At 62.8% G+C, this 12,261-nt stretch carries 10 protein-coding genes and 1 pseudogene; 2 read left to right on the plus strand and 9 right to left on the minus strand.

Annotated features, from left to right (window positions below; all coding sequences use genetic code 11):
• Positions 1-152 precede the first annotated feature (152 nt).
• From U4960_RS09155 to U4960_RS09165, 3 genes and pseudogenes are all read right to left on the minus strand, one after another.
• A complete protein-coding gene (locus U4960_RS09155) occupies positions 153-1,673 on the minus strand; it encodes a hypothetical protein (protein WP_324260345.1) in 1,521 nt (506 codons plus the stop codon).
• Positions 1,670-6,601 (minus strand): AAA domain-containing protein, encoded by a 4,932-nt coding sequence (locus U4960_RS09160; protein WP_324260346.1) that lies wholly within the window; start codon positions 6,599-6,601, stop codon positions 1,670-1,672. The genes U4960_RS09155 and U4960_RS09160 overlap by 4 nt, the downstream gene beginning before the upstream one ends.
• Before the next feature lie 138 nt (positions 6,602-6,739).
• A pseudogene (locus U4960_RS09165) lies at positions 6,740-7,108 on the minus strand (MobF family relaxase); the annotation flags it as partial.
• Positions 7,109-7,691: 583 nt separating this feature from the next.
• Here U4960_RS09165 and U4960_RS09170 point away from each other — a divergent pair.
• A complete protein-coding gene (locus U4960_RS09170; protein WP_169493612.1) occupies positions 7,692-7,886 on the plus strand; it encodes a hypothetical protein in 195 nt (64 codons plus the stop codon).
• An 81-nt stretch (positions 7,887-7,967) separates the two neighbouring features.
• Here U4960_RS09170 and U4960_RS09175 read toward each other — a convergent pair whose 3' ends face one another.
• Positions 7,968-8,204, minus strand: coding sequence for a hypothetical protein (locus U4960_RS09175; protein WP_324260347.1), 237 nt, complete (start codon positions 8,202-8,204; stop codon positions 7,968-7,970).
• Positions 8,205-8,526: 322 nt separating this feature from the next.
• Here U4960_RS09175 and U4960_RS09180 point away from each other — a divergent pair, with 322 nt between their 5' ends.
• Entirely contained in the window at positions 8,527-8,757 is a 231-nt protein-coding gene (locus U4960_RS09180; RefSeq protein WP_324260348.1) for a DUF6437 family protein, read from the plus strand.
• A gap of 116 nt (positions 8,758-8,873) precedes the next feature.
• Here the strand turns inward: U4960_RS09180 and U4960_RS09185 are convergent, their stop codons facing one another.
• The 5 genes from U4960_RS09185 to U4960_RS09205 all read right to left on the minus strand — a co-directional run bounded on the left by U4960_RS09185 (position 8,874) and on the right by U4960_RS09205 (position 12,252).
• Positions 8,874-9,266, minus strand: coding sequence for a single-stranded DNA-binding protein (locus U4960_RS09185; protein ID WP_100865749.1), 393 nt, complete (start codon positions 9,264-9,266; stop codon positions 8,874-8,876).
• A gap of 300 nt (positions 9,267-9,566) precedes the next feature.
• A complete protein-coding gene (locus tag U4960_RS09190) occupies positions 9,567-9,995 on the minus strand; it encodes a DUF6915 family protein (RefSeq protein ID WP_324260349.1) in 429 nt (142 codons plus the stop codon).
• 11 nt (positions 9,996-10,006) lie between these two features.
• Positions 10,007-10,456 (minus strand): DUF6878 family protein, encoded by a 450-nt coding sequence (locus U4960_RS09195; protein WP_324260350.1) that lies wholly within the window; start codon positions 10,454-10,456, stop codon positions 10,007-10,009.
• A gap of 124 nt (positions 10,457-10,580) precedes the next feature.
• Positions 10,581-11,534: a DUF2493 domain-containing protein gene (locus U4960_RS09200; RefSeq protein ID WP_324260351.1), complete on the minus strand. Its 954-nt coding sequence runs from the start codon at positions 11,532-11,534 to the stop codon at positions 10,581-10,583.
• A 295-nt stretch (positions 11,535-11,829) separates the two neighbouring features.
• Entirely contained in the window at positions 11,830-12,252 is a 423-nt protein-coding gene (locus tag U4960_RS09205) for a hypothetical protein (protein ID WP_324260352.1), read from the minus strand.
• Between the last annotated feature and the right edge of the window lie 9 nt (positions 12,253-12,261).

Here is a 12,261-nt window from a genome sequence, read left to right on the forward strand (position 1 = left end):
TGTAACACGACAGATCAATTCGGGTGATGCGATATGCTCGCGGATCGAGGGCGTGCAGTCCGGCGAACTTAGCCGGCAGGCACCTCCCGAAGTCGCGAACTGCAACATTCCTGAATCATGTTTGCCCGTCGGCAAAACGAAGGGTGCGCCTGTTATTTATCTACGGGGACGACATCCTGCTCTCCTGCGCCATCCTCCATCTTGTCCGATGACGGCGGCACTATCAGGTTTTGTTTGAGCATGTCGCCGAGCTTGAACGCTTCTGCATTCGCGTAGAGCAGCTCACCAGCACGCTCCAACACGCGAGGGTCGAAGCTGGCAAAACCAAGCGGGACCGGCAGGCCCGACTGCTGTCCGATAGGCGCATGAACAGTCGCCGCGACAAAGGCACCGGGAACGAGCAGCATCTCGAAGCCGCCTGGAAACACACGGCCATCTGACCCGTGCTCGCGCGTGAAGGCTTCCTTGACCCATCGCTCAGGGCGCTGCGCGGTCAATGCGATCGACTCAACATTCTGCCGGTGGGCGAGATCCTCGTTGGTACGGATGATCCGGTCGCGGAACTGCTCGATCGCCTCGGCCATGATCGAGGTGCTGCCCCACAATGGTGCCTGGGGCACTACCCAGTAGACTGCGCCCGAGGCATGGCGAGTTTTGCGCAGGCCGTAGCTTGCGATTTCAAACAGCCGACGGGCATTTTCCATCGTGAACAAGCTACCAATGATCGGCACTGTAGGGCGATCGGCGCGAACGTCGCCATGGCTCGTGAAGGCATGCCGATAGAAGCGCTGCACGCTCAACCCGTCGCGGCGCGTCCATTCTTTAAGGTATTCGGGCGCGAGGTTCACCAGGAGTTGATAGGCTTCGCCATCGTCCTCGCGCCGCGGCACTGCCATTCGTTCAACGATCTCGGCGACTGCGCGCCCTACGGCCTCACGATCCGACAGATCATAGTCCGACTTCCATTCGGACAGGTCGATGTCGGGCATGGTCGGCTTGAGCCCTGAAGAGACCAGCCGAACGCGTACGAGTGTCGAGAAGCGTTCCTCGGCGGCGACGCCATCGATCGAATAGAGCGTGCGTCGCACCGTCGACGTGGGATCAATCTTGGGCGCGAATTCGCGAAAGAAACGGCGGAAGGACGATGGCACCCGCTCCGTCGCCGAACTCACCCGCTCGACATCGGCAAGCGGCAGCTCTGGAAGGCTGCGCTCGAAATAGCTCAGGAACTTCTTCTCGGCAGGGGCCAACGATATGAGGTCGAAACCAACGCGCGCGGTCTTGCGCTCGACCTCGTAGATCAACGGCTCCTCGACGCCGGGCCGGAACAGCGACAACCCCGTGGGTGTAAGTGTAATGCGCCCCTCGACGCGATGGACGTAGTCGGCGTCCTCCACCTCGTGGACAACATATGCCATCTCGCGACGGCTATAGCCGAAAAAGGACTGGACGGCTTCCTCGGTGCACGTCCCCATGGCCCGCACGAAGCGAAGCAGAAATTCAGCCGTGACCGATACCTTACCGACATCGGCTACCTTGTGCTCGACGAGGAATCGGCGGCAGGGCAGCGTCAGGTCCAAGGTGGCCAGTTGGAGCGGGCCATCCTCGGTCTCGCCAACAAGACCTTCTCGTATGGGCGCGATCGTCAGCTTGTTGCGTGGCTTGTCAGTCATTGCACTGTCTCCAGCGCGCCATCGGCGGCGTTGGTGCCGGCGCCATTCTCAAGCAGCGCCAAGGCGTCGACCTCCCTTGCATGCCCGGCCTCAATGTTGCTCGCGAAAGCGCGCGCGATCCGGTCCATCGGCCCATCCATTTCCCATCGCTTCAGGCTGCCGACGATCACGAGTCGGTCCATCGCGCGGCTGATGGCGACGTTGATGCGGTTGGGCTTGGCAAGGAAACCCGGCCGAATGGTCTTCGACCCGTTTTGCATGGGTCCGTCCCAATTGTTGCGGACGAGCGAAACGATGACGATGGGGTTTTCCTTGCCCTGGTAGCTGTCGATTGTGTCCACCTTGAGCGCCACGCGAAGCGACGGGTGGATCGGTGCTTGGGCGATCTTACGTCGGACAAGGTCGCGTTGGGCCGAATAGGCGCAAATGATGCCGATACCGTGGGCGTGCGACGTCTGCTGGCCGAGCCAGTCGAGGAATGATTGGCAGTCGCTCCACCGCTTGAGAAGAGCCACGATCACGTCGGCCTCGACCGCATTGGTCAGGCTCTTGCGATGATTGGGATCTGCCTGGCGCGCCCGCTCGCCGAACGGCGCCGTGTCGAACCAGGTTACCGGCGCACTGAGGTCGGTCGGAAGGGCCATCGGGTCAATGATTGGTGTCGCGCGGCCATGCTCAAGCCGCTTGCCATAGAATGACTTCGACACGATCTCCCCGATCGGCGGGAGCATACGGTATTGTCGGCGCAGCGTATGACCCGCAGCGGCGCCGTACGGCGTTTCGAAGACGCGCTCAAAATCGCTCCGCGCGACCTCGGCAACTCCTACCCCTAGGCGCTCGGCAACCTCGTCGACCACGAATTCTGGATGTTGCGGCTCGAGCTGCTTGTGGTCGCCGACGAGGACGATCCAAGCACCTGCCTGGATGGGGACTGCGAGCTCGCTCGCGGTGCAGCGCGCCGCTTCGTCAACAATGACAAGGTCGAAGGGCGTCGAGGTCAAGCCCAAGGCCGATCGGCCAAGACCGACGCATGTACCTGCGACGATCTGGCGGGTTCCGGCGAGGAAAGTCTCAAGGCTTCGCTGTTCGGTAGACACCGTCCCCACGAAGTCGCGAGCCAGCGCGGCGACCTCCTGGAACCTCGCGACACGATCGGCGCTCGGTCGACCGTCCTGCGGCAACGCCTTTAGGCATGCAGCGACAATGGTCGGTACGATCTGCTCGGGCGGCATGTCGGCAGAAAGCATTTCGCCAAGGCCGAGGGGCACGACTTGCTGATCAATCGTCTCGCGCAGCGCGGTCTTGCGTTGCGCGGAGTTGTCGTCTTCGCCCAAGGACGCGAGTCGGGCCGCAACAGGGCGCACCGCGAGTTCGACATGTATCAACGCGTCGGTCAGCTCCTCAGGGATAGCCAGGCCTTGCGCCGCGACGGCAAGGCGCTCACGCATCTCGGCGCGAAACCGGTCCTTCTGGAGTTGCTCGACGCGCTCGACGTGAAACGGCAACAGCCGATCGGACACGACACCCTCGTTGCCGACGCGCAGGATGCTCGGCACCTCGCCAGCGCGCGCAAAGAGCTTGAGCACCGCCTCAGCAGCATTGTTGACAGCCTCGTGCGCCTGGCTTGCGAGCAGGACGTTGCGTGCCAGCCCGGAGGTAAGCGCGGCATGCACCAGTGCCGCGATAAAGACAGTTTTGCCCGTGCCGGGCGGGCCCTGGACAAGGGCAAGGGGACGAGTCGCGAGCACTGCCGACAATGCTTCGGCCTGCTGGTCATTCAGCGCGTACTGTTCCTTCAATCGGTCGACCGGCTGACGATCGGGGAGCGATTGCGGGCTTGCGGAGGTGCGAGGGTCGAGAATCCCGATGAGGTTGCGCGTGCGCGAGGTCCGACCCACGATCCGCCTGACCGCAGCTTGGCGGCGATCGAGGCTGGTTTCCTCCATGCGACTGCGAAAACGAAGCTCGTCGCCCTCATCGACTAGCGGTGGAGCGTTCCGCTGGTCTGGCCGCATGCTTTCAAGAAACAGCGTGTCGGGCTTGGATCGTTGGAGGTCGAGTTGGCCAACGGGCCGCCAGTTGCCCCGGCGATCCTCGCGCTCAACCATGACCCGGTCGCGTCGATTATAGTCAAACGAGCCGCTCAGAAGATCGAACTGGACCTTGTGTCGGCTGATATTCCTATCGAAAACGCTGTCTTCGGCGACCTGTCCGTAGGTAACCAGCTCCCGTTCGGCGTCGACGAGGATTTCCCAGAGCCTCGCTACATCTACCTGTCCGTTGGGCGGCGGCTCGGCAGCGATCGCCTCGATCAGGTCGTCTTCGGGCGGCTCTCCGGGAACGACGTCTCGCTCCTCGGCAGGTTGTTGGTCGTCCTCGTCAGCTTCCGCCTCGTTTGCCTTGGGCCGGGCTGGTGCTAAGGCCGAGACGACGTCGTCGCGCTCGAGCACCGGAGTGAGGTCTTCGAGTCGGCTGGCAGGACCATCTTCGACGACGATGGCAGCCTCGAGCGAGCCGAACTCGAACCGCTGGTAAAGCCTGATCCGGGACTGCTCGACCGCGCGCCGGTTGAGCCGGAACGGCTTGCCGTCCGCATTGATACTGACTTCAAGCTCTTCGCAGGCGCCGCGGATAATCAACGTTCGACCCCAGGGGGGACGACGCAGGAAGTAAAGACCCTCGTCGGGCAACAGGGGGCCTGCGGCGACGTGGGGGCTGGTCAGCCGAATTGTCGCGACGTCGGGGTCGGCAGGTTCGCCGGCTGCGAGCACGTCGATCAGGGGAAGCAGGGTCGCGTTGACCGGTTCGTCATTCCGCACCTTGGCGGTCGCCTCGCGCAGTCGGCTTGCTATCTTTGACGTGCTCGCCGCGAGGAGTTCCTCAGCGATAGCCGCAACCGCGAAGCAATCGCGCTCGTATCGCCCACCGCTCTCGGGCGCGTAACGCGCAGTGACCGTGTCGCCCTCGGCCTCTGTGGTGAAGTCGCTAAGGTCGACGATGACAGGGTCGCTCGGCGCCGCGGGATCGACGAGGATGTTGGCGGGCTTGAGGTCACCATGGGCCAGCCGAAGTGTATGCAACTCCTCAATCCGCCTGGCGAGCGATTCGATCAGGATGAGGCGGGCCTCCTCGCCGAGCTCGCTTGGCCGTTGCGCGAGGACATACGCAAGGTCGGGCCGGTCTACCCATTCCTGAACCATGACGATCGCGTCGCCCAGCCACATCGCCCCCAAGATCTTCGCGCAGCCCTCAGGCTCGATCGCCGAAAGCTCTGCAAGCTGGTCGAGGAAGTCGAGGATGCGAGGCCCCTCTTTCTTCTGATCGCCCCAAGAGGCGCGCTTCCAGACCTTGACCAAGAGTTCGCGCCCGTCCTTGCTGGTACGCCACAAGGCGCGCATTTCGTCGTCGCGCAGAACTTCGACAGGCGGGTAAGCTTGGAAGAGCGCCATCTGGCTCTTGATCACACCGCGATGGCGCTCAAGCCCCTCAAGAACTTCAGCTGGTGTTGGCCGGACGGCTACAGCCGCGTTGAAGGCGGTCAGCGCATCGCCGGCGTCCTTGAATCTTTGCGACGGGTCGGGTGCGAGCGCCGTTGCGAGCCATTCGTGTAACTCTAGATAGTCCAACGTTTTGTCGGCCGCGTTATCCCATTCGGGAATTCCGCTGGAAACCGCCGGGGCAGTGCCTAGCAAGATGCGGTGGACCGCAGAAGCGGCGAGGAAGACGTCTCGACGTTTTGGGGTCGATTCTACGCCGAAGAGATCCTCGGGCAACTTGCCCGTCGACAGGAATTGGAACCGCGAGTCTCCGAGCGACCTGACATCGGGGTAACTTGCCGCCATCAAGTGCGAGAGGCGGATCGTGGACGGTCGCTGCACCCAGACGCTGTGCGGTCCAAGATCGAGGTGCGCAGCCTCTGCGAGGTGGAGCGCATCAAGTGAAGCGAGCAACTGTCGGGCAAGCTCGATACGGTCGGAACGACCAAGATCTGCCAACTCTGTGCTGGCGAAGTCAGTCAAGCGGTGAAGCCGCCGCCGACGGTCGTAAACCTCCCAGTATCGAACGCCAAAGTTGGGATCGCGTGTCTTACCGTCCACGATGACACTGTCGCATTGCTCGCATCGGTCCTGAAGGTATGCAATCACCTCCTGCTCGCGACCGGCGATCTCGCTGCGACCTTGCTCGGTTTGAAAGCGCGTTTCCGCCTTGGAAAAGTCCCATAGGCGGAGCACGCCGAGGGTTGGCGATTGTCGCTCGTCGCTCGCCTCGAATTCGGCGAAGATGCCCTCGGGATGTTCGAAAACAGGGGCCGCGGATGTTGCGTAGAATCCGCCATAGGTTCGTCGGCCTGGGACGAAGACGCCCTTGGTGACATTGAAGAACTTTGACAGCTGGTCCTTCCATTCGGCCGAAGTCAGCACGCCGGCTGGCGGTGCTTTACCGAACACCTCGATGCGCTTTGGGACCGACTTAAGAGTCGAGGTGAACGCGGCCACTGGCATCACCGCTTGGCGCTCGGTCTCCGAGATACCAGCAAGGTCCGTAGCCTTGGTGAGGACCACTAGACCCTGCACCCTTGGGACGATCGGCTTGGTGCCCTTGGCGTGGCGCTTGAGGTGGGCCTCGAGTTGGATGAACACCTGACGGGAATTTGCCGAGATTTTAGCTACCGGCGACGGACCATGGTCGCGGCCAGCGTTGAACCAGTGACCCTCGCGGCTTTCGATCGGGCCGAACCAGTCCTTGAGATCGACCACGAGGATGCGGTCGTCTGCCACAATGATTACATCGATCTCGCGGCTTGCCCCGGGGGCAGTGGCAAGATCGAGGTTGGTGTATGCAAACCAGTGCGGAGGTAAGGAGGCGAGGCTCTCAAGGCCCTTCACCTCGCGTTCGTGTAGGCCCTTACCGCAATTGATAATTTTCAATCTAATCCCCTAGGTACTTTTAGCCCAATCAAGCCGAATGTTAGCCTAGGATTTTGCACAGGCAACTTCGTATGGGGGTATTCGCATCAGAAAGCGAGTTGATGATTCCGAACACATATTGCCCAAAATTGGCCCCGCCTAGATTCCGATCTCGAAAGGCTTGGTGAGCGAGCGGTCCAGTTCCGGCGGTTCGCGCGCAGGTGCTGGTGCCGGCGCCCGGTCCTTCGCCTGGCCTCGCGCGGCGGCGTCGCGCAGGAGATCGACGGTCTCGAGAGCCGAGCGCTTCATTCCCGGATTGCGTTCGACTGCGGCCTCGAGCTTGCCGGCGTTATCGACGAACAGCGTCAATCCATCGCGCAAGCGGGTGACCGTCACCAGGAAGGTTTGCTGGTTCGCCAGATTACGCTCCCGGCTGTCCATGACCGCGATCCCCCGATCGGACGTCAGGCCCTGTGCCATATGGGCATTGAGTGCATAGGCGAGATCGAGCCGTTCGAGCATCGGATCTTCCTCCGCGCAGGCATTGGCGAGCAGCGAGCGAACCCATTCGCTCATGCTGATCCCCTTGGCTTTGGCGGCCTTGCGGATCAGTGAACTGAGCTCGCTGGAGATGTAAACCTGGAGACAGATTGGCCGTGTCATGCACGGACTCCTTGTGGTCAGGAGCCCGGTGCGCACTGCGAAAGGCAATGCAGGGTCTAAGTCATTCCTAAGAACATGTCAAGAACATCGAGAGGCGCGCGCTTCCGCGGTTGCGCCGGGAGATGCGGTCACTTCCACGTAAGGCGAAGGAGCCACGTCATATCTGACGGAGAAGCTGCCCTTTTCGATTTGGAGAAAAAATGACCGCATTTTCAGTGATATGCCTGCAAAATCCACGGCGACCTGTCGCGTACGGTGTGCCCCCTGTTCCCCGCTTTTGGAGTAAGACCAGCAAGCTGATCCGACCTATCCCGCAGCCCCAAGGAACGATCTTCCAGCGGAATGGAAGCGCCATCCTGCACGTGAAGGATTGGCCTGATCGACGCTGGGCTAGATGCGAAATCCGGGGTATGATCGCGGACAACTTCCACCGTCATGGAGAGCGACAATGGCCAGTGTGACCTTGTCCGCGACACCCAAGGGCAACGGCTTTCAGGCGACCGTCAGCTATGACGGCTGGGTCTCGATCAGCTCCGCCGAAACCTATCCGACGATGGCCGAGGCGATCTCGGCGGCGGCGATCAAGATGCTCGACATGCCCGAGAGACTCGAGGCAATGGACCGCGAGGACCAGACGGTCTGATCATCGCCTGGCGCCGCGATCAGGTCGCCGAGCATAAGAAAAGGAGGAAGCCCGGTGCGGACTTCCTCCTTTCGAATGTGCTCAAGCTTCGTCGCTCAGCTTGCTCGGTACGGTGTCGATGACCCGGTCCAACATCCCGGCCGGAAGTGCGCCGTAATCGCCCTCGTCGACCGCGATGTAGCCCGCCTCGTCATCGGTCAGGACGTACTGCGTGAAGTAGCTGTGAAAGGACCGGGCATGGGCCTGATCCAGTGCGGCAACGAAGGCCACCTGATCGGCGTGGAAACCCCCGTGGGCAATGTTCATCGAAACGTACATGTCAAAACCTCCTGATGTTCGATGCGTCGCATCAGGAGCTGCGTGGATGTGGGCGACGGGCCGGGTCAGGGACCGCGCGGCACGCGCGGCCGCGAAGCGGCGATGGGGGTCACGATTTTTTCGGGCTTGCCCGGAAAAATGGTGGGGCCCCGTCGTCCTTGACGCGGCCCCAAAGCCCACATCACCATCGGACTTCTGCGAGAGAGACCTCTCCAACCTCTCCGCCCAGGCGCACGATCAGCGCAGAAACCGATTTCCTACAGCGCGGACGACTGACATTGTCGGCGGCGGAGGGGACCCACGGCCACCGAAAGGAACACTGATGGCCAGGTCCAAACCGAGTGCTCGGGATGCACTCAAGAAACTGCGCGAACAGCGTCTCGAACTCGACGCGCAGGAGGTCCGGCTTCGCGATGAAGCCGCGACTGAACTCGGCAAGATACTCGTCGAATGCGGCGCCGAGACGATCGAACCGGCGCAGCTCAAACGGGTCGTTCAGGCGTCGATGACCCTCGGGATCGACGAAACTCTGAAGCGTCTGGCGGCGAGGTAGTCGGTCACCAGCGGCGGCGCGCGGGCTCGATGCCCCGCGCCGCCGCCAATGCCGGCGAGCAAAAGAAAAGGCCCCGATGGCGGGTGCCACCGGGGCCTTGTCGTCGGGCATAACGATCAGTCCTCGTCGATGTCGGGCGCCCCTTCATTGCTGCTCGAGCGGCCACCCTTCGTGAGGAAGTCGACCTTGTCGGCGATGATCTCGCAGCCGTAGCGCTTGGTGCCGCTCTGGTCCTCCCACTGCGTGTAGTGGATGCGGCCCTCGATCGTCACCAGCTGGCCCTTGGTGCAGTATTTGGCGACGTTCTGGCCGAGCCCGTTGAAGCAGGTGACGCGATGAAATTCGCTGTCCTTGACGGTGTAGCCGTTCTCGTCCTTGTAGGTCTTGCCGTCCTTGCGGGCGGGCCGATCGGTCACCACCGAGATCGACGTGATGCTGGTTCCGCCCTGGGTGGTGCGGGCTTCGGGGTCGCGAGCGATGCGGCCGACGAGGATAACGAGATTGGTCATGGGTCTTCTCCTGATCGAGCACTCCGGGTCCATCCCGGCTGCAAACCCGACGAAGAAGCGGCCCACGGCGAAGCGCACCAAAGGGAAACCTGGATCTGGTTCGGGTGGTGCGGGCAGCCGGGCGTAGCCCGGCAACTCGGCCGGACCTGATCCGGGTTGCGCGTCTCGACGGGGCTGCTTCAGGACAGGTTTGCCCCAGAGCCGGATTGGTCCCGGACACCTTGATGGGAACCTGACCCAGCCCTTGTTTATTCCCGCGTGGCCAAAGCCGAAGCGGCCCATTCCACCACCGGCGGTAGCTCATATTTCGACCCGGACCGATCGCCCCGTCTTGGTAGGACTGCTTGACGGAACTGCGCCGTCATCGGCAAGATCTTCGCCGATCACCGGATCCGGTTCGTCCAGGCGATTTCCACGCAGCATCCAGGCTTGCGGCGTTATCAGGCGCGCCCAGTCGGCGAAGGAGGGGATCGAGCCCAGGTCTTCCCGCACGTGCTGCTCGCCAACCAGACGCACCGGCACGATGCGGCCGTCGGCATTGACGATGGTTGCCCCGAAGAGGGTTTCGAGCATGAAAATGCCCTCGGCATGGTGTCGCAGCGCACGGTGCCGGGGATCGGCGAAGATGGCCTTGGACTGATCGAACCACTGGTGAAGCGCGAGGTAGTCTTCGACCGCCCCGCCCCACTTTCGGACCGAGGACAGGGCATGGTAATAGCAATGTGCCATGACGACCTCCTTCACAGTTCGGTGTAGTGGTCGTCGTACGCCGTGTAGCGCAGCTTGCAGTCGAGCATGAACGTCTCGGCCGTCACGTCGATCTCGAGCGCGCCCCCCGCACCGTCGTTGATTTCCCAGCCTGGGTGATGGAGTTCAAGCGCGGCATAGGCGAGGTCCTCGAGCGCTTGCTTGAGGGTCGTCTGAACTGGATCGGCCCCGTCTTCCTCGACGCAAACCGAGAACTCTTCAGGTAGGTCGACGGCCGTGTCGCTGGCGTCCCGACAAGCGATGTCCTCGATAGCGCCGCTGTCGCCGCATCCGTCGAAAGCGACTTCCACCGAGACAATGCCATGGTGACGCAGCGGTGCGATCACCGCGCGCTTGAGGCGGTCGATTTCGCTGGTGACACGGGCGCGATTGGTGGCCTGTTGCTCGGTAAATTCGGCAAGCGCGATGCTGGGGCTGATCATGAAATCCTCCTGTGCTGTACGGTCGTGCGGCCCTCCGCATGATCCACCGGCACAAGGGCTCACCTCCCCTCTTCAACAGCTACGCCAGCGCCGCCGGGGCGCTGGCGCAAAGGCCAATCGACCTTCAATTGGGCGAATGGGCTCCCGACTTGGGGCTGGTGCCGAGCGGACCGCGGCGATCGACGACGGTGATCCGCCGTGACTTGGCTTCGATGACCAGGCGTTCGAGGACGCCATTGCCCGGAAAGGCGACGACGTACCTCGGATCGAGCGAAAGCATGCGCTCGTTGCGCTTGAAACCCGCGCGGGCACCAAGCCGCATGTCGAGCGAGAAGGTCACCTGGGGAATGTTGCGCCGCTCGGCCCAGCTCGACGCCAGGCGATCAACGCCCTTGGTGTCGCCGCCATGGATCAGCACCATGTCGGGAACGCGATCGCGAACCTTGTCGAGGGTCGCCCAGATGTTGTTGGCGAAGGCGAGTGCGTCGGCTTCGCTGGGGTGACGGGTGCGTCCACCGGCAAACACGACCGGCGTGCCCTCGGGCATCGCCGCGCGGCGCTTGGCCTCGGCCCGGGCGCGCAGGAAATCACGCCCCTCGACCAGCGCCGAGGTCAGCATCGCGCCGTGGTTGAAGCGTGAACTCGACACTGGCTTCCAGGACGAGCCGAACTCGTTGAGATAAAGGCTTGCCGCGATCTCTCGCATCTCTTCGAGCGCCAGCATGGCGGCTTCAGCGCATTGCGCACACTCGACCTGAGTTTCGAGTTCGTGGGTGTGGATTTCGGAGCCATCGGCGGTTGCGATGAGCGCCCGAACTTCGTCGGTGGCGCGGTCGAGCGCGGTCGATTTTCGCTCGGCGGAGCGGTGGAACAGGTTGACGAAAGCCCAGCCAAGATCCTCGGCGTCGGCCTCGAGCGCGGTCCCGGAAACAAGCGCGAAGAGATCTGACCAGACCGCTTCAAGCGTCTGAACGACGGCTTCGCGAACTGGAAAATCGCTGCTCGAAACCGGGGCGGGACCGATCGAAAAACCGGCGAGATCGAGACCGGCGAGCTGGTCGGCAAAACTGGCATGCATGGGCGTGTCCTCCTGACTGGCGTGAGGCTGACGCGGGCCGCTCTTGGCTGCGCCAGCGAGAGCCCATCAGGGCCAGCTTTGGGCGGACACGCGCACCGAAGGGAAACCCGCTTGGACAGGCTGGCGCGGGCAGGCCGCGTCCCGCAGGGACCGGTCAACACGGGCCTGGCCAAGCCGGGTTGCGCGGGCGCCGCCGGCTGGCCCAGGGCCTCTCTCGCATGGTGCGAGCCATGAGCTGCGCTGTCCCGCCAGGATCGGGAGGTGCAGTGCAAACGCTGGTGCGACCGGCTCGGTGTCAGGCGGCACGTTTGCGGTAAACGCCCTCCCCGTTCGACATATGCCCGAGGCAATCGCAGTCGCCGAACAGCGCGTCGAAGTGGGGCGCGATTTGGCGAAGCCATTGCTGCGCCCGGGGGCTCCGGGCGGTGCGCCATTCATCGTCCCAATAGGCCCCGTCATCGCGTTCAACGACCCATACGGCAACGAGACCACCGTAGACCGAGACACCGAAGTCGGCGAACGCATTGCGCCTGAGGATCCGGTCCTCACGGCCACGCCAGCCATCGTGGGCTTCTAGCGACGGAAAGGCTGCGGCAGCGCGCTCGCTGAGGTCCGCGCGCAGCCATTCATATTCGAAGTCCCAGTCCTCTTCGTCATCGACCTCGAGCAGGGTGAACGCGACGATGGCGCCGCTGGGATAGCTGACCGATCGGCCCATGGTGTCCTC

The organism is Altererythrobacter sp. H2 (genome assembly GCF_035319885.1).
GTDB lineage: Bacteria > Pseudomonadota > Alphaproteobacteria > Sphingomonadales > Sphingomonadaceae > 34-65-8.